This window comes from Pseudomonas sp. 2995-3, from assembly GCF_002742565.1.
Classification (GTDB): Bacteria; Pseudomonadota; Gammaproteobacteria; order Pseudomonadales; family Pseudomonadaceae; genus Aquipseudomonas; species Aquipseudomonas edaphica.
In genome coordinates, this window is sequence record NZ_LJSB01000038.1 from 56,986 (window position 1) to 79,496 (window position 22,511).

Here is a 22,511-nt window from a genome sequence, read left to right on the forward strand (position 1 = left end):
CCGTTCGATCTTTTGATTCAGCTCAATGAAAGCTCGATCAGCGTTATTCCTGCAGCTCGTAGACGTAAATCTTCTCGGCATCCATCTGGTAACCGGCATCGGCCAGCTCACTGGAAGACGGCTTGACCTGCATCGCCCCTTCGATCCAATACGGCTGATACAGCTCATCGAGCTTCACGCCGACTTCGCTTTTCACATGCACGATCTGGTTCGACGGCGGCGGCGGTACGTGGATGCACGCGCCGAAATACGGCACCAGCAAAAACTCGGTGGTGCGGCCTTCTTCGCTGACTTCCAGGGGCACGATATAGCCCGGCAAACGGATGTGCTTGCCGTTAAGGCTCTGCACCACCGGCGCGTTGGGCAGTTCCTGTTTGGCCGCAGGCGCCGCTTCCACCGAGAGCGCATCAGCCATGTTCGACAGGTCGTGCAGCGGTTTCATATTGGGGATTTCGGGCGGCGCGTCCGGTGGAATCATTTCCTGCCACGACAGGTCCTTGGGCTGCTCGTCGGCCCAGGCGGGCACCACCACCAGCAGCAACAGCGCAAACAGGGCACGACGCATCGACAGCTTCCTCATAAACGTATGGACAGGCCATCGGCCAAAGATTGCCGATAGGCGCGCCACGCGGGCACGCTGCCCATCAACAGCGCTGCGGCCAGGATACCGGCGAGCAAGGTCCATTCATATTCGCTCGGCCACGACATCGGCAGGTCCAGGCCGTAGTTGGCCTGCAAATACCCGCGCGATGCGGCGATGCACACGTACAGCAGACCCACGCCCGCCACGACGCCCGACAAGGCCAGCGCGAAGGCTTCGAAGATCAGCAGAGTCGCAATGTGCCACGGCCGTGCGCCCACCGAACGCAAAATCGCCATCTCGCGGCGGCGTTCATTGAGGCTGGTGAGGATCGCCGTGAGCATGCCGATCAAGCCGGTCAGCACCACGAACAGCGAGATCACGAACAGCGCTTTTTCGGCGGTGCCCATCATGCTCCACAGCTCTTGCAGCGCCACGCCGGGCAATATCGCCAGCATCGGCTCGCCTCGGAACTCATTGATCTCGCGTTGCAGCGCGAAGGTGGAAATCTTGTTGTTCAGGCCGAGCATAAACGCAGTGATCGCTTGCGGCGTGAGGTCCATGTTGCGTGCCTGGTCGGCACTGATACGGCCTTTGCCCTGGGCCGGCACGCCGTTGTGCCAGTCGATATGGATCGCCTCCATACCGCCGAGGCTGATGTGCAGCGTGCGGTCCACCGGCGTGCCGGTGCGCTTGAGAATGCCGACCACGGTAAACGGTTTATCGTCGTGTTTGACCAGGCTAACCACTGCTACACCGTGGGCCAGCACCAGCTTGTCGCCGAGCTTGTAGTGCAGCGCATCCGCCACTTCGGCGCCGAGCACCACTTCGAATGGGTCAGTGGCGAAAGCACGGCCGCTGGCCAGTTCGAGGTTCTGCTTGCGGCCATATTGGTAATGCTCGAAGTAGGACGCGTTGGTGCCCATCACCCGATAGCCACGGTGCGAGTCGCCGAGGGAAATCGGGATCGCCCATTTCACCTGCGGGCTGGCGGCGAAGTGCTCGAAGCTGTCCCAACGGATGTTATTGGTGGCGTTGCCGATGCGGAATACCGAGTACAGCAGCAAGTTGACCGAGCCGGAACGGGCGCCGACGATCAGGTCAGTGCCGCTGATGGTGCTGGCGAAACTGTTGCGCGCTTCCACACGCACGCGTTCCACGGCGAGCAACAGGCACACCGAAAGCGCGATGGCGAAGGCGGTGAGGATCGCGGTAAAGCGGCGGTTAGCCAGGCTGGCCATGGCTAGACGGAACAAATACATCTCAAACCTCTGCGGGCGTGGCGGCGCGATTGAGTTCGGCCAGCGACAGGTGGCGGTCGAACAGCGGCGCGAGGCTCTGGTCATGGCTGACGAATAACAGACTGGCGCCTGCTTCGCGGCATTCGGCGAACAGCAGCTGAATGAACGCTTCGCGGGCGTCGTAATCGAGGGCTGAGGTGGGTTCGTCGGCGATCACCAGTTCCGGTTGGCCGATCAACGCACGGGCGGCGGCCACGCGTTGTTGCTGGCCGATGGACAGCGAGTCGGCACGGCGTTCCAGCAGGTCTTTGTCCTTCAAGCCCAAATGCGCCAGCAAGGTCGCGGCGGCCTGGTCGACGCTGCCGTGTCGCTGAGTCGCCCGCTGCGCACGCAGCCTGGAAAAGTGACACGGCAGTTCGACGTTCTCGCGCACTGAGAGAAACGGCAACAGGTTGAATTGCTGAAAAATATAGCCGGTGTGATCGACGCGGAAGCGGTCGCGGGCACCGGCCGAGAGTTCGGTCAGCTCCTGGCCGAGCAGGCGAATGCTGCCACGGCTGGGTTTCTGTACGCCGCCCAACAGCCCGAGCAAGGTGGTTTTGCCACTGCCGCTCGGGCCTTTGAGAAACAAAGTTTCCCCCGCTTCCAGGCGGAACGCGGGGATATCCAGCAACTGCGGGTGGCCGGGCCAGTTGAAGCCCAGGTCAGACAGTTCGATCAGTGCTTGGGTCATAGGGCATCAGTGGTCTGGTTTGATTTGGATGATGGCACCGATCCCATGTGGGAGCTGGCTTGCCTGCGATGACGGCGGCACATTCAATATCGATGTGTCTGTTATACCGCTATCGCAGGCAAGCCAGCTCCCACATTGACCGTGTTTCAAATCAGAATTTCAGGGTGGCTGCGGCGGCCGTCGCTTCAACACCTTGCTGGCCGCTTGGGCCGATCAGTTGTACCTGAATCTTCTGGGTGGCAGGGAAGGTCTTGAACACTTGGGTCAGGTCGAGGTTGCTCAGCGCGGTCGGCGTGGCGCAGGTGAACTGGTAGTGCGCGTGGATTTCGCTGTGGTCGTGATGATGTTCGTGGGCGGCAGCGCCTTTGCCGTCGGTGGCGTGGTCGTCATCGTCCTCATCATGGTCGGCTTCAGGCTTATCGCCAAACAACGGGCTGTTGAGTTCCTGGGTGCTGATCACACAACCGGCAGATTTGGGCAGCTTGAACAGCGCCTGTGGGTTTTCCAGCTGCTTGCGTGCGGCGGCGACCTTGGCTTTGTCGGCAGGCGTGGTGGCCTTGTGTTCAAAGCCCACAAGGTTCATGGCCGGGCTGTCGAATTCCAGCTCAAGCGCCTGGCCGTCGAGTACCGCATTGAGGCGGCCGACACCATGTTCGTGGGCACCGAGGCTGCCGTGTTCATGCTCATGATCGTGTTCATCGGCGGCGTGGGCGATGGCCAGGGGCAGCAGGGCGAACGGCAAGGCAAGCAGCAGACGGCGCATGAGAAAGCTCCATAAGATGAAAGTTTTGTTATGTGATCTTATAACAATATTCGCACCAGTTTGAACGCCCGCTTGGCGTTGCGCAAGTCGCGTGGGAGCATGCGGGTCGGAAAACTGCGGGAGTAAGAGCGATGTTGCGAATTCGTGGAACCGTCGGTGACTTGCCGGTGGATTTGACCCTGGAACTCGATGACGGCGATTGGGCGCGCCTGGGCGAGCACTTGCAGGCAACACCGGCGCCGGGTGCGCCCGCTGTTGCGCCGGTCAAACACAACGATGATTTGTGGCAGAACGCCCAGGATCTGTTGCGCAAGGCCGGGCAACTCAATGGGCTTGAGTTGCTTGATCAGCTTGAAGGCTTGGCCGGTGATGCAGCCTCAGGCAAACGCCTGCTGGTACGGCTGCGCCACAGTGCCAGTGTGAAAGTGGCCAGCGGCGGGGATACGCCGCTGTACAGCTGGATCGGCGATTAATACAGCGCGGCGAACAACTTGCGACGGTACACCGTGACCAGCGGGTGGTCATTGCCCAGCAGTTCGAACACCTGCAGCAACGTCTTGTGCGGCAGGCCTTCGCTGTAGCTGCGGTTGCGGATAAACAGCTTGAGCAGGCCTTCCAGCGCGGCGTCGTATTGCTGGCGCGCCAGTTGCTGAATCGCCAGCTGATAGGCTGCTTCATCGTCCTGCGGGTCTTGCGCCAGGCGGCTTTTCAAGTCGGCGGCATCCGGCAGGTCGGCGGCCTGGCGCAGGAAGGTGATTTGCGCCTTGGCGCCGGCGAGGGCGGCTTTGTGGTCGTCGCTTTTCACCGCGTCGAGCACAGCCTGAGCTTCGCCCAATTCACCGCGTTCGGCCAGGCAACGTGCATACAGAATCAGCGCGGCGGCGTTGGTGTTGTCCTCGCCCAGCAGCGCCACCAGCACGGCCTCTGCATCGCTGATACGGCCTTCGGCAAACAACGCCTGGGCCTGTTCCAGCGGATCAGCCGCCTTCGGTGGCGGCATCTTTACGTGGGGTTCCAGCATCGCTCGCACGGCCGACTCCGGTTGTGCCCCGGCAAACCCGTCCACCGGCTGGCCGTCCTTGAACAGCACCACCGTGGGCAGGCTTTGAATGCCAAAACGCGCGACGATGTCCTGCTCGGCCTCGCAATCGACCTTGGCCAGCAGCAACTCGCCCTGATAACTCTCGGCGATTTTCGCCAGCATCGGCATCAATGCCTTGCACGGCGCGCACCACTCGGCCCAGAAATCCACCAGCACGGGTTTTTCGAATGAGTTCTGAATCACTGCCTGGTCGAACGTAGCAGTGGTGGCGTCGAAGATGTACGGCGTGAGCTCACTCATGGGGCGTCTCGAATAAAGCGGGAATGGGGCAACTATAAGGGCTGGCGAGGTTGGCTGAAAGCATGATGAGTTCAAGCCAGCCCCTACTGGAGAATGCGCTCCACTGTGGCGAGCAGGCTTGCCCTGCGTTGGGCTGCGAAGCAGCCCCAAACCCAGTCGCTGAGTTCTTTCAGGAAAAATGCAGTGCCTTTACTGGGGCCGCTTCGCAGCCCAACGCAGGCGGTGCGACGATTCGACAAGCCTGCTCGCCACAACAGCCCACTTACAACAGACTTCGTGTTAGCCGGTTGTGTAGATACCTATGCCGCAATGGCCTCAAGCGCGCCGCGAATGGTACAGGCTCACTTTGCGAAACTCCCAAGGCTCGGCCAGGTCCGGCAGCGTCAGCGCATCGAGGATGTCCAGGCGCTGATACGCCGGGTGCTGGAAGTCGCGCACCCGGGAGTCGGCCACCAGCGCTTCATGGCCACGCGTCAAGAAGTGGTCGAGCAGCGGCAGGTTGGCGCGGTCGTAGAGCACGTCGGCCACCAGGATCAGGTCGAAGCGGTCGGCCTCGGCAAAAAAGTCGGCTGAATAACTCAGCGCTACACCATTGAGTTCGGCGTTTGCCCGGCAAGCGGCCAAAGCCAGCGGGTCGAGGTCGCAGGCCACCACTTCCAGCGCGCCGGCTTTAACCGCAGCAATCGCAGCCACACCGGAACCTGCGCCAAAATCCAGCACGCGTTTGCCCGCCACCCACTCGGGATTCGCTGCCAGGTAGCGCGCCAGTGCCAAACCGCTGGCCCAGCAAAAACTCCAGTACGGCGGTTCATGCAGGATGCGCCGGGTCTCTTCCTGGCTGAAGGCACGGTCCATGTTGCCTGCGTCCAGCAGCCACAACGACAGCTCGGTGCCCGGCAGCGGGCAGGGCACCAGTTGTGCGTCGCCGATCAGTTCGCTCAGGGCGCGTTGCAGGCCCAGCGGTGGCGTCATGGTGCCCGGACGAGTTGCAGAGGGCCGGTGGTCTGGGTGATCGCCTGGGTGATACGCACCGCAGGCAGGTGCAGGATCAACTGGCCGGACTGGCTGGCGCGACCGCGCAGTTCAACCCGTGCACCGGCTGGGAAAGCCTCTGGGTTAAAACGCAAGCGGAAGGCCAGGGGCTTGCCGTTGCCGGTGAGTACGCTGCTGGCGAGCAGTTGTTGCGGGCGGTTGCGCTCATCGATTACCAGCAGGGCCAGTTCGACTTCGGCATTGGCTGGCACGCCATTCAGAGTGCCGTTGATTTCCCGTTGGTAAGCCGGCAAGGGGCCGAGGTCTTCAATGCCGGGGACTTTTTTCTCTTGGGTAGGCGCGGGTTGTGGTGTCGACGGTTTTGGGGCTTCGCTGCTACAGGCGACCAGAAAACTGAACAGGGCGAGTAAAACAAGTGGTCGTAACTGCATGTACGGCTCCAGAAAGGACAAAATCCGTGGCTTAAAAAATATGAAACATAATAGTCAGCCTATATACCGTAAAGGCTATGGCTTGTCTTGCCACGGGGATGCGCTACCATGGCCCTCCCATTTTTTGTTGCCTGCCAACCATGCACTGTCCCTTCTGCGGTGCCAACGACACCAAGGTCATTGACTCGCGTCTGGTCGCCGAGGGCGATCAAGTACGCCGCCGGCGCGAATGCCTGGCCTCTGGCTGCGGTGAACGTTTCACCACCTTCGAAACCGCCGAACTGGTGTTGCCACGTCTGATCAAGTCCGACGGCAGCCGCCAGCCTTTCGACGAAGAAAAACTGCGCGCCGGTATGCAGCGCGCCCTGGAAAAACGCCCGGTGAGTGTCGAGCGACTGGAGGCGGCGCTGGTGCATATCAAGCACAAGCTGCGCGCCACCGGCGAGCGCGAGGTCAAGAGCCTGGTGGTTGGAGAACTGGTGATGGGCGAGCTGCAAAAGCTCGACGAAGTCGCCTATATCCGTTTCGCCTCCGTGTATCGACGCTTCCAGGACCTCAATGAGTTCCGCGAAGAGATCGACCGCCTGGCCCGTGAGCCTGCCAAAGAATGAACCCACCGTCTGCCGAACAAGCCGTCCTCGACGCCCATTACATGGCCCGCGCCCTCGAATTGGCGCGCAAAGGCCTGTACACCACCCACCCCAACCCACGAGTGGGCTGCGTGATTGTGCGGGATGGGCAGATTGTCGGCGAAGGCTGGCATGAGCGCACCGGCGAGCCCCATGCCGAGCCGAACGCCCTGCGCGCCGCTGGTGAAAAGGCCCGTGGCGCCACGGTGTACGTGACCCTCGAACCGTGCAGCCACCATGGGCGCACGCCGCCTTGCGCCGATGCGCTGGTGACCGCCGGTGTGGCACGCGTAGTGGCCGGGATGCAGGACCCGAATCCGGAAGTGGCCGGGCGCGGACTGCAGCGCTTGGCTCAAGCCGGCATCGAAACCCACAGCGGCGTACTCGAACAACAAGCGCGCGCGCTGAACCCCGGCTTCCTCAAGCGTATGGAACACGGCCTGCCGTTTGTGCGGGTCAAGCTGGCGATGAGCCTGGACGGCCGTACCGCGATGGCCAGCGGCGAAAGCCAATGGATTACCGGGCCGGCTGCCCGCGCCGCCGTGCAGCGCCTGCGCGCCGAGGCCAGTGTAGTGCTGACCGGCGCCGATACGGTGCTGGCCGACGGTGCGCGCCTTACTGTGCGCGCCGCTGAGCTTGGTCTGGACGAAGAAACCACCGCTCTGGCCATGTCGCGCCCGCCATTGCGCGTGTTGATCGACGGTCGCCTGCGGGTGCCGCTCAACGCGCCGTTCTTCAAGGCCGGCCCGGCGCTGGTCATCACCTGCGTCACCCCGGAAAACCAGTTCCCGCGTGGCCCGGAATGCCTGGTGGTGCCGGGCGTTGAAGGTCAGGTCGACCTGCGTTCGGCGCTGCTGGCGCTGGCAGCCCGTGGCGTCAACGAAGTGCTGGTGGAAGCCGGCCCAAGCCTGGCGGGCGCGTTTGCCCAGCAAGGCCTGGTCGACGAATACGTGATTTTCGTCGCCGGCAAGTTCCTGGGCTCCGCCGCCCGGCCTTTGCTCGACTGGCCGCTTGAGAAACTGGCCGACGCCCCCCAACTCAAGATCACTGAAATGCGCGCTGTAGGCGACGACTGGCGAGTCACTGCCATCCCGCTACCACCAGCGAGCGTATAATTCCGACCGGGCGCTCCAGCGCCCGTCCCGTTTTCCAGGAGAAGGCCATGTTCACCGGCATTATCGAATCCATCGGCAGCATCCGCGCCATGACCCCAAAGGGCGGCGACGTACGCCTGCTGGTTGAAACCGGCAAGCTCGACCTCGGCGACGTCAAGCTGGGCGACAGCATCGCTGTCAGCGGCGTGTGCCTGACCGTCATCGAGTTGCCGGGTAACGGCTTTGCCGCCGACGTCAGCCGGGAAACCCTGGACTGCACCGCGATGAACGACCTCAAAGCCGGCAGCCCAGTAAACCTGGAAAAAGCCCTGACCCCGACCACCCGTTTGGGCGGCCACCTGGTCAGCGGCCACGTTGACGGCGTCGGCGAAGTGGTTGCGCGCAGCGAAAACGCGCGCGCCGTGGAATTTCGCATTCGTGCGCCGAAAGAACTGGCCAAGTACATCGCCCACAAAGGCTCGATCACCGTCGACGGCACCAGCCTGACCGTGAACGCCGTGAATGGCGCCGAATTCGAACTGACCATCATCCCGCACACCCTGAGCGAAACCATCATGGCGTCGTACCAGCCAGGTCGCCGGGTGAACCTGGAAGTCGACTTGCTTGCCCGTTACCTGGAGCGCCTGCTGATGGGCGATAAGGCCGCAGAGCCAGCATCCGGGAACATCACTGAAAGTTTTCTGGCCGCTAACGGCTACCTGAAATCCTGACCAAGGGGGTGCCGCGTGGCGCTCAATAGCATCGAAGAACTGGTTGAAGACATCCGCCAAGGCAAGATGGTCATCCTGATGGATGACGAAGATCGCGAGAACGAAGGCGATATCATCATGGCCGCCGAGGCGTGCAAGCCCGAGCACATCAACTTTATGGCCAAGCACGCCCGTGGGCTGATCTGCATGCCCATGAGTCGCGAGCGCTGCGAGCTGCTCAAGCTGCCGTTGATGGCGCCGCGCAATGGCTCGGGTTTTGGTACCAAGTTCACCGTATCGATTGAAGCGACCACCGGCGTCACCACCGGCATTTCCGCCGCCGACCGTGCCCGCACGGTGCAAGCCGCTGCGGCCAAAGACGCCAAGGCCGAAGACATCGTCAGCCCCGGCCATATTTTTCCGCTGATGGCCCAACCGGGCGGCACCCTCGCTCGCGCCGGCCACACCGAGGCGGCCTGTGACCTGGCGCGCATGGCCGGTTTCGAGCCAAGCGGCGTGATCTGCGAAGTGATGAACGACGACGGCACCATGGCCCGTCGCGCCGAACTCGAGGCGTTTGCTGCCGAACACGGCATCAAGATCGGCACCATTGCCGACCTGATTCACTACCGCATGATCCACGAACGTACCGTTCAGCGGATTGCCGAGCAGCCGCTGGACAGCGAACTGGGCCAGTTCAACCTGGTGACCTACCGTGATTCAGTCGAAGGCGATGTGCACATGGCCCTCACCTTGGGGAGCATTTGCGCTGAAGAACCGACCCTGGTGCGCGTGCATAACATGGACCCGCTGCGCGACCTGCTGATGGTCAAGCAGCCGGGCCGCTGGAGCCTGCGCGCCGCCATGGCCGCGGTTTCCGAGGCCGGCAGCGGTGTGGTGTTGCTGCTGGGCAACCCGGTGGATGGCGACGTATTGCTCGCGCATATTCGTGAAACCGCCGAGCACACCCAGGTCAAAACACCGACCACCTACAGCATCGTCGGTGCCGGTTCGCAGATTCTGCGTGACCTCGGTGTGCGCAAAATGCGCCTGATGAGCGCACCGATGAAATTTAATGCGATATCCGGATTCGACCTGGAAGTTGTAGAATACGTGCCCTCCGAATAAAGGCTGGCGTTTTCTGCCCCTTGTTCGCGGTTAAATCATCACTGAGGGACGCACTTTTCGCGTCCCGGCTCTTTAAGAGATTTGTCGAATGACCCTGAAGACCATCGAAGGTACCTTCATCGCCCCCAAAGGCCGCTATGCCCTGGTGGTTGGCCGCTTCAACAGCTTCGTGGTTGAAAGCCTGGTAAGCGGTGCCGTGGATGCCCTGGTTCGCCACGGTGTGAGCGAGAGCGACATCACTATCATCCGCGCCCCTGGCGCCTTCGAAATTCCACTGGTTGCGCAAAAAGTTGCACAGCAGGGTGAATACGCGGCGATCATCGCCCTGGGCGCGGTCATTCGGGGCGGTACTCCGCACTTCGAATACGTGGCTGGCGAATGCACCAAGGGCCTGGCCCAGGTGTCCATGGAGTTCGGCGTGCCAGTCGCTTTCGGCGTACTGACCGTAGATTCCATCGAGCAAGCCATCGAGCGCTCCGGCACCAAGGCCGGTAACAAGGGCGCAGAAGCTGCCTTGTCCGCACTGGAAATGGTTAGCCTGCTGTCGCAGTTGGAGGCCAAGTGATTTCCGACGAGAGCGATCAGTTCAACCCACAGGATCCGCGTCCAGCCGATGCCGGCAAGCCATCCAAAAGCGAGAAGCGCCGTAAGGCGCGTCAACTCGCGACCCAGGCGCTGTACCAGCGCCTGATGGCCGGAGCCTCGCTGAACGAAATCGAAGCGCAGTTTCGCGTCGACAACGACTTCACGTTTGCCGACCAGAGCTACTTCCACGATATCCTGCACGGTGTGCATGCCAACCTGACCGAGATCGACACGGCTCTGGCGCCATGCCTGGACCTGACCATTGAAGAACTCGACCCGGTTGAACTGTGCGTGATGCGCCTGTCCACCTGGGAGTTGCTCAAGCGCGTCGACGTGCCTTACCGCGTGGTGATCAACGAAGGTATCGAGCTGGCGAAAGTCTACGGCTCGACCGACGGCCACAAGTTCGTCAACGGCGTGCTCGACAAGCTGGCCCCGCGCCTGCGCGAAGCTGAAGTGAAGGAACACAAGCGCTAAGTCGCTTGAGTCCTGAATGGGTGAGTTCGAGCTGATCCGCAATTACTTCGCTGCCGCGCCTTGTGCGCAGGGCGGTGAAGGCATTGCCTTGGGGATCGGCGACGACTGCGCCCTGCTGGCGCTCCCTGCCGGGGAGCAGTTGGCAATCTCCACCGATACGCTGGTGGCTGGCGTGCACTTCGCCGACCCCTGTGACCCGTTCCTGCTCGGCCAGCGCTCGTTGGCCGTGGCAGTCAGCGACCTGGCCGCCATGGGCGCCCATCCTCTGGCCTTTACCCTTGCACTCACCACACCCACCGTCGATGCCGATTGGCTGCAACGCTACGCCCAGGGTTTGAACGCCATGGCGCAAAGCTGCGGCGTGGGGCTGGTGGGCGGCGATACCACGCGCGGGCCGCTGAGCCTGACCCTGACCGTGTTTGGCCGTGTGCCGGCCGGGCAGGCGCTGGTTCGCAGCGGTGCGCAGCCGGGTGATTTGCTGTGTGTGGGTGGTGAGCTGGGTAACGCTGCCGGCGCTTTGCCGCTGGTATTGGGGCAACGCACGGCGGACGCAGCTATCGCTGATCCGCTGCTCGCCCATTACTGGTCGCCGCAACCGCAGTTGGCGCTGGGCCTCGCGCTTCGGGGTAAGGCCACGTCTGCGATGGACATCTCCGACGGCCTGCTGGCCGATTGTGGGCATATCGCCAAGGCATCGGCTGTCAGGCTGGTCATTGAGCGTGAGAAACTGCCGTTATCCCAGGCGTTGCTGGCGTTTGTTGGCGATGACGATGCCCGTGTGGCCGCGTTGAGCGGGGGCGACGACTATGTGTTGGCGTTCACCCTGCCACCGGCCGAGCTGGCGCCGCTGTTGGCGGACGGCTGGCCGATTCACGTGATCGGCCGGGTCGCGGCGGGGCAAGGCGTGACGCTGATTGACGCCGCCGGGCAAGACATCACGCCAGCCGTGCGCGGCTATCAGCATTTTCGCGACACGCCTTAAGCGACAGACCTGCGCTACCCTCTATACGGTTATCCCTGTACAGGAGGTAGTCACCATGGGTGTGCGCCGTTGGCTGCTGATAGTGTTGTGCGCTCTCGCAACCCAGATTCTCGCCGATGAAGCACCTGTCCCTGGCAAGATCATGCTGGCCAGTGAGCAGTGGAACGACTACACCAACAAAGATGGCAGCGGCCTGGCCTGGGATGTGTTGCGAAAGATCTTCGAGCCGGTGGGCATTACCGTGCAAACCCGCAGCGTGCCCTATACCCGTTCGGTCGGCCTGGCCCAGCGTGGCGAGGTGGATGGCTGGGTCGGTTCCTATCGCGACGAAGCCAGTGGCGTGTTGTACCCGCACTGGAATTTCGACTCCGACCACATCTACGCCCTAGGGCTGGCAGCCACACCTGCACCGAGCATCGCCACGCTGGGCAATTATCGTTTGGCCTGGGTGCGCGGCTACAAGTACGAGGAATACCTGCCGAATGTGCGCCGCTTCAACCCGATAGAACGTCGGAGTGGCATCCTGCCGATGCTGCAACACGGCCGCGCCGACTTCTATATTGATGCCCTCACTGAAGCCAAATACGTGCTCAGCCAGTCGGATGACCCGGCGCAATTCAAGCTCACTCATATAGCCGAACTGCCGCTCTACATAGGCTTTGCCGACACCGAGCGTGGGCGGGCATTGATGGGGGTTTATGAGCAACGCATGGCCACGTTGGTGAAGAGCGGCGAGTTGAAAGCGATTTTCGAGCACTGGAAACAACCGTACCCGTTCTGACCTGCATAGAACCAGGACGAAGGCCAATCGAACCTATTGATCTTTATCAGCGATAATTCAGCTTAAGCGTCTGTAGGAACCTGCTGTTACAATGACGCCCTCTGTGAAATCTGAAATCAGGAGCACACGGTGCCCGTCGTTTTCGTCGCCGCTTCCAAGCTGCCTACCCCTTTTGCCACGTTCACCATGAACGGCTTTCTCGAAGAGGCCACTGGCCGCGAGCACGTCGTGCTCAGCCTGGGTGATATCGCCGACGGCGCGCCGGTGCTCGGCCGCGTGCATTCCGAATGCCTGACCGGCGACGCCTTGTTCAGCCAGCGCTGCGACTGCGGTTCGCAACTGGAAGCAGCGATGCGCGCCATCGCCCGTGAAGGCCGTGGTGTGCTGCTGTACTTGCGTCAGGAAGGCCGCGGCATTGGCCTGATGAACAAGATCCGCGCCTACGAGCTGCAAGATGGTGGCGCCGATACCGTCGAAGCCAACGAACGCCTGGGCTTTGCCGCCGACCAGCGCGACTACGCGATCTGCCTGCCGATGCTGGAGCATTTGGGCGTCAAATCCCTGCGTTTGATGACCAATAACCCGCGCAAGGTCAAAGCCTTGACCGAGATGGGCATCACCGTGGCCGAGCGCGTGCCGCTGCACACCGGGCAAAACCCGCACAACAAGCTCTACCTGGCCACCAAAGCCAGCAAGCTCGACCACATGATGGGTAACGAGCATCAGGGCGAGGTCGACCGCGCGTGACCCGTGGCCAGGTAAAACGGCGACTGTCCTTCAACTGGTGGCAGTACCTGGCCCTGGCATTGCTCCCGCTGTTCGTGCTTAACCTGGTGTTCGGGCAAGCCCAATCCCTACTTCCTGTGTTGGCCATGCCGCTCTTTATTGCCGGCGTGGCCTCGATGTTTCTGAGCCTGCGTTATTTTCATGGCTATAAACACGCACTGATCGCCACTTCCAAAGCTCTCGATACGCCCGAAGAACCGGCTGCGTGGATTACCCTCGCGGCCCGTCGGCGTGCGGCTTTGTTGGTCGCCGCACTGCCGGCCTGGATCGGCGCGTTGGCCGTGTTCGTCGGCCTGGAAGCGGTGCCGCTGTGCCTGCTGGCGCTGTCGACACTGGTGCTGTTCTATCTCTATCGCATCCCGCGTCAGCTGGGATGATGCGTGTTTGGCTGTCGCTTCTGGTGCTGGCATTCAGTGCCCAGGCGATTGCGGTTGAACGCGTCGTCAGCCTGGCGCCGTCTCTCTCCGAAATCGTGGTCGAACTGGGCGCCGCCGACCTGCTGGTGGGCGTGCTCGACGGCGGCGAGCGCCCGGCGGCATTGGCCCAAGTGCCGTCGGTTGGGCAATACGGCCAACTGAATATGGAGCGCTTGCTCAGCCTCAAGCCCGACCTCATTCTGCTCTGGCCCGGCAGTGTTGGCCCGGCCCAGCGCGGGCAATTGCAGCGCCTGAATATCCCGGTTTATGTGGCTGAACCCCATAGCCTTGAACAGCTGACGGCCCAGGTACAAGCCATCGCTCAACAATTGGGCCGCGAAGCGGCGGGGCGCACGCTGGCCGCGCAGTTACGCCAACGCTTGGCCGAACTGCGCCAACGCTATCAGCGCGCCGAACCGTTACGTGTGTTTTATCAGGTATGGAACCAGCCGCTGTACACCGTGGGCGGCGGGCAGATCATCAGTGATGCCTTGGAGGTATGTGGCGCACGCAACGTGTTTGCCGACCTCAAGCTGCCCGCGCCGCAGGTCAGCGTCGAGTCAGTGTTGCAGCGCAATCCCCAGCTGATCCTGGCGGGTGATCAGGCGCAACTCGACGAGTGGAAGGCCTGGCCTCAGATCGCGGCGGTGGCTGAAGGTCGTTTGCAGGTCGTGCCCGACAAGGGGCTGGAGCGGCCCAGCGGGCAGATGGTTGAGGCCATCGCGAAGCTCTGTCAGGCAATGGCTGCCCAGCGCTGAGAGTCGCTGTGTTTTCGTCTGCTGCGGTGCGATTAGTCTGTCAAAACCATCGGATTTTGCCTGGCGATCTACCCGCCTAGGAGTGCTAGTTTCGCGGCTCTCCCATTCGAGCTGATCAAGGACACATCATGCGTTATCTATTGGCGATGGCCGGCGCCGCTTTCGCATTGGCGCTTATAAGCGGGTGCGATATTTCCCAAAGAATTTCCGAACTGAGGACATTTGGTAATCACCCTGTGGTGGACAGGACCGCAACGGTGGACAGCACCCAGCAAGACCTCCTCACTATCCAGAAGCCTGCGAAAATCACCTCGATCCGTGGCGGCACCTCCCAGTGCTTTGATTACGCGTTGGAGCGCGATGGTAAAAGAGCCGATTATTTCGTCTCGTTCACCTCCCAGGGTTGGGCAAATGCCTGGGGCTACTCAACGTGCAGCAAGGAGGTGGCAGCAGGCGGTCTGACGTCTAACGAGCGGATCAAGAGGCAGTACTGACCATTGATAGTGCGCGCTGGGTTACAGTTCCGGCGTCCAGGTCACTCCGAACAACAGCGCCCGGCCTTCTTCCCGGTAGCCGTATTGTTGGCCTTGATACTGATACAGCGCCCGGCTGTAGTCTTTGTTCAGCAGGTTATCGACCTTCATGTTCAATGTTACTTCACGGTTCACCGCCCAACTGGCGCGAAGCCCCAGCAACCCGTAACCACCCAACCGTTGCTGGTTTTTCGGGTCATCGTAGCTGCTGCTTACCGCTTGCCAGCTGGCGCCGACGCCAAACTGATCGAATTGGCGATCCAGATCCAGGCTCACCGTGCGTCTGGCGCGGCGGGCCAATGTGCGGCCGGTGTCGCGGTCGCGTGGGTCAATCATCGCCAGCCCGAGGCTGCCTTGCCAGCCGAACAGTTCTTGCTTGAGCGCTGCTTCGAAGCCATTGATGCGGGCCGAGCTGACGTTTTGTGGGCCGTCGCTGCCGAACACGATGGCGTCCTGAATATCGGTGCGGTACAGCGACGCCTCCAGGCGGCTGGTGTCGCTGAGCTGGCTGCGCCATTGCAGTTCATAGCTTTTGGAGGTTTCGGGTTTCAGGTTTGGGTTGGCGTTTTTGAAGCCGTATTCGTCCGGGTAATAAAGGTCGTTGAAGGTCGGTGCGCGGAAGCCTTCGCTGTAACTGAACAACAGGTCGTTATCCGGGTTCACCGGCAGGGTCAGGGTGCCGCTCCAGCTGTTGTGACCGCCGAATTGCTGGTTCTGGTCGCGGCGCAGGCCCAGCTCGGTGGAAAAATACTGTGTTTCAAAGCGGTGCTGGATAAACGCGGCGCGGTTCCAGCGGCTGTCTTCGGCGAGCACCGTACTGCTGTTGACCCGGTCTTCGTACCAGTCGCCGCCCAGGATCAGGCTGTTCTGATCATTGAGGGTCAAGTCGTTCTGCCAGGTCAGCGAGTCGCGGTAGGTGTTGAACACACTGCGGTCGTCGCTGAGTTTATCCAGGGTTTTTTCGCGGTTTTCGCTGTGACCCAGCTCCAGGCGAGACTTCCACGCATCGTTGATGCGCGCGTCGACATAGCTGCTGACGCTGCTGACGGTGAAGTCTGTATAGGGTTTTTGCTGGAAGCTCTGGTAGGTGAGCGAGTCATAGCGACCAAAAGGGTTGTCGAATTCGCTTTTGCCACGGTTATCCAGCACATTCACGCCAGCGTCGATGTCATCGGTGAAGGCATGGCTCAGGCTGAAACTGATGGCTTGGTTGCGATAAGCATCGTGGTCGCCATCGCTCGGGTACGACGTGCGTGTGCGGTTGATCCCCGCCGTGTCATCCAGGCTGGCGCCAAGGCTGAAGCGGGTTTGCTGGTCGCCGCCGGACAGTCCCAGGCTGCGCTCCCACGTCTGATTGCTGCCAAAGCCCACGTGCAGGCGCGGTTGCAGGCCCGACTCGGTGTTGCGCCGGGTGAAGATCTGAATCCCCCCGCCAATCGCATCGCTGCCGTAGATCGCCGAGCGCGAGCCGCGCAGCACTTCTACGCGTTCGATCTGGTCGATGTTGAGGTATTGCAGGTTGCTGGTGCCGGTGGTGGAGCTGCTGATGCGCTGGCCATCCACCAACACCAGGCTCTGGGCGGTGGACGTGCCGCGCACATACACGTTGGTCACGCTGCCACGGCCACCACTTTGCGCCACCTGCACACCGGGCACACGGCTGAGCAAGTCGCTCACGCTGGTGGGCTGCAAGCGGTCGATGTCGTCGCGGGTAAACACGCTGTTGGCGGCGCTGCTGTCGTTACGCGCCTGCACCTGGCGGTTGGCGCTGATCACCACGTTGGGGAGTTTGAGGGCGTCGTCGCGCTCGAAGCTGTCGGCCAGCACGGCAGTGGCGGGGAGCAACAGCAGGGGCAGGGCAAAGCGAAGGCGATTCATGGGCTGTCCATAGCATTGAGCAGCAATACAAAAACAATGTGGGAGCTGGCTTGCCTGCGATGCGGTCACCACGGTTTTTCAGTAAGACCGAGGTGATGCTATCGCTGGCAAGCCAGCTCCCACATGTTATGAGTGTTTTACAGGCCCAGCAGCGCCATGCGCGCGCGCACCGAAGCCTCGATCCCGGCCTCATCCAGGCCACATTCGGCCAGCATCTGCGCCGGTTTGGCGTGTTCCACATACACATCCGGCAAGCCCAGGTGCAGCACCGACTTGAGGATGTTCTCCCGCGCCAGGAACTCACTGACTGCCGCACCGGCGCCACCCATGATGGCGTTTTCTTCGACGCTCACCAGCAGTTCATGGCTGGCGGCGATTTCACGCACTAAGGTCTCATCCAGCGGTTTGACGAAGCGCATGTCGACCACGGTGGCGTCGATTTTCTCGGCGACCTTCAGGGCTTCGGCCACTTGCACGCCGAACACCAGAAACGCGACCTTGCTGCCCTGGCGGCGCACGATGCCTTTGCCAATCTCGATCGGCTCGAGGTTTTTCTCGATTACCGCATTCGGGCCGTTGCCGCGCGGGTAGCGCACGGCAGCCGGGCCGTTGTACAGGTGGCCGGTGCTGAGCATCTTGCGCAGTTCGTTTTCGTCGCTCGGGGTCATCACCAGCATGCCGGGGATGCAGCGCAGGTAGGACAAATCGAAGCTGCCGGCGTGAGTCGGGCCGTCTTCGCCGACCAAACCTGCGCGGTCGATGGCGAACAGCACGTCGAGGTTCTGCACCGCCACATCGTGAACAAGCTGGTCATAGCCGCGTTGCAGGAAGGTGGAGTAAATCGCGACCACCGGCTTGGCGCCTTCACAGGCCATGCCGGCGGCGAAGGTCACCGCGTGTTGCTCGGCAATTGCCACATCGAAGTAGCGCAGCGGGAAACGCTCGCTGAACGCCACCAGGTCGGAGCCTTCCTTCATCGCCGGGGTGATGCCCACCAGGCGCGGGTCGGCGGCGGCCATGTCGCACAGCCATTCGCCAAACACGCCGGAATACTTCGGCCCGCTGGCTTTTTTCGGCGCAGCGGCGGGCGCATCCACGGGTTCGAGCTTGGTGATGGCGTGGTAACCAATCGGGTCGACTTCTGCCGGAGCGAAGCCTTTGCCTTTTTTGGTGACGATATGCAGGAACTGCGGGCCCTTGAGGTCACGCATGTTGCGCAGCGTGGCGATCAGGGTCGGCAGGTCATGGCCGTCGATCGGGCCGATGTAATTCCAGCCCAGCTCTTCAAACAGGGTGCCGGGCACCAGCATGCCCTTGGCATATTCTTCGGTACGTCGGGCAATTTCCCACGCGCCGGGCAGGCGCGAGAGCACCTTCTTGCTGCCTTCGCGCATGCTGGCGTAGGTGCGGCTCGAAAGGATTTTTGCCAGGTAATTGGACAGGCCACCCACATTGCGCGAAATCGACATGTCGTTGTCGTTGAGGATCACCAACATATTGGCGTCCACTTCCGGCGCGTGGTTCAGTGCTTCAAAGGCCATGCCGGCGGTCAGCGCGCCATCACCAATCACCGCAATCGCCTTGCGATCGCTGCCTTGCAGGCGGGCGGCAATTGCCATGCCCAGCGCGGCGCTGATGGAGGTGCTGGAGTGGCCGACGCCAAAGGTGTCGTACTCACTCTCGGAGCGGCGTGGGAAGGCGGCCAGGCCGTCCTTCTGGCGCAGGCTGCCCATGCGCTCGCGGCGGCCTGTTAGGATTTTATGCGGATACGCCTGATGGCCCACGTCCCACACCAGCCGGTCGTCCGGCGTGTCGAACACGTAGTGCAAGGCGATGGTCAGCTCGATGACGCCCAGCCCGGCACCGAAATGCCCACCGGTCTGGCCGACCGTGTAGAGCAATTCCAGGCGCAACTCATCGGCCAGGGTTTCCAGCTCGGCTTCACCCAGTCGACGCAGGCCAACCGGCGTGACAGCACGGTCGAGCAGGGGCGTGGACGGGCGCTTGCGGGGAATCTCTTGAAACGTCGTGGGCATCAGGCGAATCGTTATAGGTATAGAAGAGGCGGCAGTTTACCTCAAGCGGTGCAAACTGCCCACGCAGGGCGCCGAACTTGGCCGATATGCGGCGCGAAAGGCCGCGGTTATCAGTGGCGGCGTTCGACGATATACCGCGCCAGGTCGCGCAGTGGCTCGGCCGCCGCGTCGAAAGGTCGCAGGGCGTCCAGGGCCTGGTCGCGCAGTTCCAGGGCGTAAGCCTTGGCGGCATCAAGGCCCAGCAATGCCGGATAAGTCGGTTTGTCCCGGGCGATATCCGCGCCTTGGCGTTTGCCCAGGGTGGCAGTGTCACTTTCCACGTCGAGAATGTCGTCCTGCACCTGAAACGCCAGGCCGATGGCCCGGGAATAGGTCAGCAGGGCTGCCAACTGCGCAGCTTCGGCGCGGCCACTGGCCAGGGCGCCCAAGTGCACGGCGGCTTCGATCAGCGCGCCGGTCTTGTGACGGTGCATATGTTCGAGGGCTTTTTGGTCGAGCTTGAGGCTGACCGAACCCATGTCGATGGCCTGCCCGCCGACCATACCGGCCGGGCCTGCGGCCAAGGCCAGGGCCGTGACCATGCGCAGGCTGATCTCGGCATTCACGCTGTTCAGGCGCGGGTCCAGCAAGGCGCTGAACGCCAGGCTCTGCAAGCCGTCACCGGCGAGGATCGCGTAGGCTTCGTCAAAGGCTTTATGGGTGGTGGGCTGGCCGCGGCGCAGATCGTCATCGTCCATGGCCGGTAAATCGTCATGCACCAGGGAATAGGCATGAATCAGCTCAACCGCACACGCCGCGCCATTGGCGTGCTCGGCCGGCGCACCCAGGGCTTCACAGGCCGCATACGCCAGCAGCGGGCGCACACGTTTGCCGCCGTTCATCACGCTGTAGCGCATGGCTTCATACAAGCGCTTCATCTCCGGGCCTGGCGCTACGAACAAAGGTTCGAGCGCCGCATTGACCCGGGCCTGGCTGCTGGCCTGATACGCATCGATCATTCGGGCTGTTCCGCATCGAAAGGTTCTTCGGCCAACTCCCCGTCGCGCTCCAGCAACACCTGCACCTTCTGCTCTGCCTGCGCCAACGCGCTCTGGCAGTCGCGCGTCAGGCCGATGCCTTGCTCAAACGCCGTCAACGAGTCTTCCAGCGACAACTCGCCGTTCTCCAGACGCTCAACCAGGGTTTGCAGGTCGGCGAGGGATTGTTCGAAATCGAGTGCAACTTTTTTGCGGGCCATGGCGGCTAATCCGGTAGACGGTAAACCGGCGCGACACTAGCAGACATGGGGATTCTGGGCAAATGAGCGGGGCTGTCACTGGTCTGCCGTTGAGCCGAATAAAATGCTTATTCGGCTCATTTCGTGAGCCGATTAGGCATTTTATTCGGCTCAGCGCATACCGCAGTATTGCCCCTGTGCGTCCTTGAGCTGCGCTTCAAATGCCATCAACCCGGCCTGCATTTTCTGCAGCCCGGCAATCTGCCCGGCCAGTTCGCACTTCTTGCTGGCGATGGCCTGGTCTGCCCTTTCCCAAGGCAACGCATCGCCCTCGTGCCCGTGCAAAATCCCCTGCAACTCCTTGAGCTTGAACCCCAACTGCTGGGCGCATTTGATCAGCGTCAGCAACTCGACACTCTGCGCCGAGTAAACCCGATAACGCCCTGCACGCTGTGGCGCTGGCAGCAGGCCAATCGCTTCATAATGACGAATCGCCTTGATGGTCGTGCCCGACAACTGCGCGGCTTTGCCGATGTACATGAAAACTCCTTTTTTCAAATAGTGCGCCGACCTGTTTGAGCCACGTGTCGCGCTGCGTTGCGGTTGATCCCAGTACAGGTCCGAACATCAGCGTCTTGGTCGGCTTGATGCCGCAAAAGGCCAGGGTCGTGCTGCGCATCTGATGAATGCCCGGCATGCGATAGACCCAGCGGTAATACCACGGCGGCGTGTCCAGGGTCACCAACAAATGGGCGGTGCGGCCCTGCAGCAGCTTATCCGGGAAAGCCTTGCCCTTACGGTATTTGAAGGCAAAGCCGGGTAGGAAAATACGGTCGATGAAGCCTTTCATCAATGCCGGGATGCCGCCCCACCAGATCGGGAAAACCCACGCCAGATGAGTCGCCCAGAGGATATCGGCTTGGGCGCTGAGCAAATCGGGTTCCAAGGCTTGGGGCAGGGCATAGCCGTTATGCAGGACCGGGTCGAAAGCCAGTTCGCCTAGCCGTAGGACGCGTACCTCGTGGCCGGCGATTGTAGCCGCGTGGATGTAGGTATCAGCGACGGCTGAGCAGAAACTGGTGCTGGAGGGGTGGCCGAGAATGAGCAGGATGCGCTGAGTCATGGTGCCGAAGCCTGAAAGTGGGCCTTTCAGGGTAGGGTGTGCTGTATAGGGGAGAGTCAAGGCACGGCCCAGCAATGCGTCGATTTGCAAAGGCCAGCAGGACGTTTCTGTGATCTGTGCAAGGCCCTTCCTGAAGCGCTCGCGGCCCCTTGTGACGGTAAAAACCACTGACTAGCCTGTGCCTCTCCAGTCAAGAGTGAAACGGGCATGAGCGAAACCTCCATCGGCTTGATCACGCCTCCTGTGGGCTACAGCGACTGGTTGAGCGACCTTAAACTGCGCATCCATACGGCCCAGCAGCGAGCAACGCTGGCGGTGAACCGCGAACTGGTGCTGCTTTACTGGCAGATCGGCCACGATATTCTGACCCGCCAGGCCGCGCAGGGTTGGGGCAGCAAGGTGGTTGATCGCCTTGCCCAAGACTTGCGCGCGGCCTTCCCCAAGATGAAGGGCTTTTCGCCGCGCAACCTCAAATATATGCGCGCTTTTGCCGAGGCGTGGCCGGACGCAGAGTTTGTGCAAGGGGTGCTTGCACAATTGCCTTGGTATCACCAACTGGCCCTACTGGACAAACTGCCCGGCCCCGAAACGCGCCGTTGGTATGTCGCCCAGGCAATTGAACACAACTGGTCCCGTAACACCCTCGTCATGCAAATCGAGCATCGCCTGCTGGAGCGCAGTGGCAAGGCCGTCAGCAATTTTGAACACCATTTGCCCAAGCCCCAATCCGACCTGGCGCGCGAATCGCTCAAGGATCCTTATCGCTTCGATTTCCTCAGCCTGGCTTTGGATGCGCAGGAGCGCGATATAGAAAACGCGTTAATCAAGCACGTCACCGACTTCCTGCTTGAACTGGGCGCCGGTTTCGCCTTTGTCGGCCAGCAGGTGTTGCTGGATGTGGGCGGTGATGAGTTTTTCGTCGACCTGTTGTTCTATCACCTGAAGCTGCGCTGCTACGTGGTGATCGAACTCAAGACAGGCAAGTTCAAGCCCGAACACCTCGGCAAGCTGAGTTTTTACCTGTCGGCAGTGGATGCTCAGCTTAAACACCCGCAGGACGGGCCCACCATCGGCCTGTTGTTGTGCAAGAGCAAAAATGAAGTGGTGGCTGAATACGCATTGCGCGACAACAACCGGCCGATCGGCGTGGCGGAGTATCAGTTGGTGGAATCTTTACCGGCAGAGCTACAAACCAGTTTGCCAAGCATTGAGCAGATTGAGCGGGAGCTGGCGGGTTAGGTGCGTTTAACCGTTACAGCCTGCCGATCAGGCAGGCTGCAACCGTTGAATGGATAA

General features: G+C 61.6%; 27 protein-coding genes. 14 read left to right on the top strand and 13 right to left on the bottom strand.

The window, feature by feature from the left end:
• Nucleotides 1–43: 43 nt before the first annotated feature.
• The 4 genes from AOA62_RS00465 to AOA62_RS00480 all read right to left on the bottom strand — a co-directional run bounded on the left by AOA62_RS00465 (nt 44) and on the right by AOA62_RS00480 (nt 3,317).
• On the bottom strand, nt 44–565 hold the full coding sequence (locus tag AOA62_RS00465) for a DUF3299 domain-containing protein (RefSeq protein ID WP_056861907.1): 522 nt from the start codon (nt 563–565) through the stop codon (nt 44–46).
• A gap of 11 nt (nt 566–576) precedes the next feature.
• Entirely contained in the window at nt 577–1,842 is a 1,266-nt protein-coding gene (locus AOA62_RS00470; protein WP_056861908.1) for an ABC transporter permease, read from the bottom strand.
• Between the two features lies 1 nt (nt 1,843).
• Entirely contained in the window at nt 1,844–2,554 is a 711-nt protein-coding gene (locus tag AOA62_RS00475) for an ABC transporter ATP-binding protein (protein WP_017135986.1), read from the bottom strand.
• A gap of 151 nt (nt 2,555–2,705) precedes the next feature.
• Nucleotides 2,706–3,317: a DUF2796 domain-containing protein gene (locus AOA62_RS00480; protein WP_099547550.1), complete on the bottom strand. Its 612-nt coding sequence runs from the start codon at nt 3,315–3,317 to the stop codon at nt 2,706–2,708.
• A 131-nt stretch (nt 3,318–3,448) separates the two neighbouring features.
• Between AOA62_RS00480 and AOA62_RS00485 the strand changes: the two genes are divergently transcribed.
• Nucleotides 3,449–3,790 carry a hypothetical protein gene (locus tag AOA62_RS00485; protein ID WP_099547551.1) on the top strand — a complete coding sequence of 114 codons (342 nt, stop codon included), beginning with the start codon at nt 3,449–3,451 and terminating at the stop codon, nt 3,788–3,790.
• Here the strand turns inward: AOA62_RS00485 and trxA are convergent.
• From trxA to AOA62_RS00500, 3 genes are all read right to left on the bottom strand, one after another.
• A complete protein-coding gene (gene trxA / locus AOA62_RS00490) occupies nt 3,787–4,659 on the bottom strand; it encodes a thioredoxin (RefSeq protein ID WP_099547552.1) in 873 nt (290 codons plus the stop codon). The two genes, AOA62_RS00485 and trxA, sit on opposite strands and share 4 nt — an antisense overlap.
• 315 nt (nt 4,660–4,974) lie before the next feature.
• Nucleotides 4,975–5,631 carry a methyltransferase gene (locus tag AOA62_RS00495; RefSeq protein ID WP_017135990.1) on the bottom strand — a complete coding sequence of 219 codons (657 nt, stop codon included), beginning with the start codon at nt 5,629–5,631 and terminating at the stop codon, nt 4,975–4,977.
• Nucleotides 5,628–6,083, bottom strand: a complete 456-nt coding sequence (locus AOA62_RS00500) for a YbaY family lipoprotein (RefSeq protein WP_099547553.1) — start codon at nt 6,081–6,083, stop codon at nt 5,628–5,630. The genes AOA62_RS00495 and AOA62_RS00500 overlap by 4 nt, the downstream gene beginning before the upstream one ends.
• A gap of 140 nt (nt 6,084–6,223) precedes the next feature.
• Between AOA62_RS00500 and nrdR the strand changes: the two genes are divergently transcribed.
• The 12 genes from nrdR to AOA62_RS00560 all read left to right on the top strand — a co-directional run bounded on the left by nrdR (nt 6,224) and on the right by AOA62_RS00560 (nt 14,923).
• A complete protein-coding gene (gene nrdR / locus AOA62_RS00505) occupies nt 6,224–6,694 on the top strand; it encodes a transcriptional regulator NrdR (protein WP_015886108.1) in 471 nt (156 codons plus the stop codon).
• On the top strand, nt 6,691–7,827 hold the full coding sequence (gene ribD / locus AOA62_RS00510) for a bifunctional diaminohydroxyphosphoribosylaminopyrimidine deaminase/5-amino-6-(5-phosphoribosylamino)uracil reductase RibD (RefSeq protein WP_099547554.1): 1,137 nt from the start codon (nt 6,691–6,693) through the stop codon (nt 7,825–7,827). Before nrdR ends, ribD begins: the two co-directional genes overlap by 4 nt.
• Nucleotides 7,828–7,874: 47 nt before the next feature.
• Nucleotides 7,875–8,537 (top strand): riboflavin synthase, encoded by a 663-nt coding sequence (locus AOA62_RS00515; protein ID WP_017135994.1) that lies wholly within the window; start codon nt 7,875–7,877, stop codon nt 8,535–8,537.
• Between the two features lie 15 nt (nt 8,538–8,552).
• On the top strand, nt 8,553–9,644 hold the full coding sequence (gene ribBA, locus AOA62_RS00520; protein ID WP_017135995.1) for a bifunctional 3,4-dihydroxy-2-butanone-4-phosphate synthase/GTP cyclohydrolase II: 1,092 nt from the start codon (nt 8,553–8,555) through the stop codon (nt 9,642–9,644).
• 88 nt (nt 9,645–9,732) lie between these two features.
• Nucleotides 9,733–10,209: a 6,7-dimethyl-8-ribityllumazine synthase gene (ribE, locus tag AOA62_RS00525; protein ID WP_003176356.1), complete on the top strand. Its 477-nt coding sequence runs from the start codon at nt 9,733–9,735 to the stop codon at nt 10,207–10,209.
• Nucleotides 10,206–10,706 (top strand): transcription antitermination factor NusB, encoded by a 501-nt coding sequence (gene nusB, locus AOA62_RS00530; RefSeq protein WP_017135996.1) that lies wholly within the window; start codon nt 10,206–10,208, stop codon nt 10,704–10,706. Before ribE ends, nusB begins: the two co-directional genes overlap by 4 nt.
• 16 nt (nt 10,707–10,722) lie before the next feature.
• On the top strand, nt 10,723–11,688 hold the full coding sequence (thiL, locus tag AOA62_RS00535; protein ID WP_017135997.1) for a thiamine-phosphate kinase: 966 nt from the start codon (nt 10,723–10,725) through the stop codon (nt 11,686–11,688).
• A gap of 55 nt (nt 11,689–11,743) precedes the next feature.
• Nucleotides 11,744–12,469, top strand: coding sequence for an ABC transporter substrate-binding protein (locus AOA62_RS00540; RefSeq protein WP_099547555.1), 726 nt, complete (start codon nt 11,744–11,746; stop codon nt 12,467–12,469).
• Nucleotides 12,470–12,598: 129 nt separating this feature from the next.
• On the top strand, nt 12,599–13,216 hold the full coding sequence (gene ribA, locus AOA62_RS00545; protein ID WP_017135999.1) for a GTP cyclohydrolase II: 618 nt from the start codon (nt 12,599–12,601) through the stop codon (nt 13,214–13,216).
• Nucleotides 13,213–13,632, top strand: a complete 420-nt coding sequence (locus AOA62_RS00550) for a nuclear FMR1 interacting 1 family protein (protein ID WP_099547556.1) — start codon at nt 13,213–13,215, stop codon at nt 13,630–13,632. The genes ribA and AOA62_RS00550 overlap by 4 nt, the downstream gene beginning before the upstream one ends.
• The gene (locus AOA62_RS00555) at nt 13,629–14,429 is read left to right on the top strand and encodes a cobalamin-binding protein (protein WP_099547557.1); all 801 of its coding nucleotides are present in this window, start codon (nt 13,629–13,631) and stop codon (nt 14,427–14,429) included. Before AOA62_RS00550 ends, AOA62_RS00555 begins: the two co-directional genes overlap by 4 nt.
• A gap of 128 nt (nt 14,430–14,557) precedes the next feature.
• On the top strand, nt 14,558–14,923 hold the full coding sequence (locus tag AOA62_RS00560; protein ID WP_099547558.1) for a hypothetical protein: 366 nt from the start codon (nt 14,558–14,560) through the stop codon (nt 14,921–14,923).
• Nucleotides 14,924–14,944: 21 nt separating this feature from the next.
• On the opposite strand, the gene AOA62_RS00565 is transcribed toward AOA62_RS00560, so the two are convergent.
• The 6 genes from AOA62_RS00565 to AOA62_RS00590 all read right to left on the bottom strand — a co-directional run bounded on the left by AOA62_RS00565 (nt 14,945) and on the right by AOA62_RS00590 (nt 21,215).
• A complete protein-coding gene (locus AOA62_RS00565; protein ID WP_099547559.1) occupies nt 14,945–16,840 on the bottom strand; it encodes a TonB-dependent receptor in 1,896 nt (631 codons plus the stop codon).
• 137 nt (nt 16,841–16,977) lie between these two features.
• Nucleotides 16,978–18,876 carry a 1-deoxy-D-xylulose-5-phosphate synthase gene (gene dxs / locus AOA62_RS00570; RefSeq protein WP_099547560.1) on the bottom strand — a complete coding sequence of 633 codons (1,899 nt, stop codon included), beginning with the start codon at nt 18,874–18,876 and terminating at the stop codon, nt 16,978–16,980.
• Nucleotides 18,877–18,986: 110 nt separating this feature from the next.
• Nucleotides 18,987–19,874, bottom strand: a complete 888-nt coding sequence (locus AOA62_RS00575) for a polyprenyl synthetase family protein (protein ID WP_099547561.1) — start codon at nt 19,872–19,874, stop codon at nt 18,987–18,989.
• Nucleotides 19,871–20,113, bottom strand: coding sequence for an exodeoxyribonuclease VII small subunit (locus AOA62_RS00580; RefSeq protein ID WP_003176346.1), 243 nt, complete (start codon nt 20,111–20,113; stop codon nt 19,871–19,873). Before AOA62_RS00580 ends, AOA62_RS00575 begins: the two co-directional genes overlap by 4 nt.
• 150 nt (nt 20,114–20,263) lie before the next feature.
• On the bottom strand, nt 20,264–20,632 hold the full coding sequence (locus AOA62_RS00585; protein WP_017136005.1) for a MerR family transcriptional regulator: 369 nt from the start codon (nt 20,630–20,632) through the stop codon (nt 20,264–20,266).
• The gene (locus AOA62_RS00590) at nt 20,571–21,215 is read right to left on the bottom strand and encodes an NAD(P)H-dependent oxidoreductase (protein WP_099547562.1); all 645 of its coding nucleotides are present in this window, start codon (nt 21,213–21,215) and stop codon (nt 20,571–20,573) included. Before AOA62_RS00590 ends, AOA62_RS00585 begins: the two co-directional genes overlap by 62 nt.
• Before the next feature lie 207 nt (nt 21,216–21,422).
• On the opposite strand from AOA62_RS00590, the gene AOA62_RS00595 reads away from it, so the two are divergent.
• Entirely contained in the window at nt 21,423–22,454 is a 1,032-nt protein-coding gene (locus AOA62_RS00595) for a YhcG family protein (RefSeq protein WP_099547563.1), read from the top strand.
• Nucleotides 22,455–22,511: the final 57 nt, after the last annotated feature.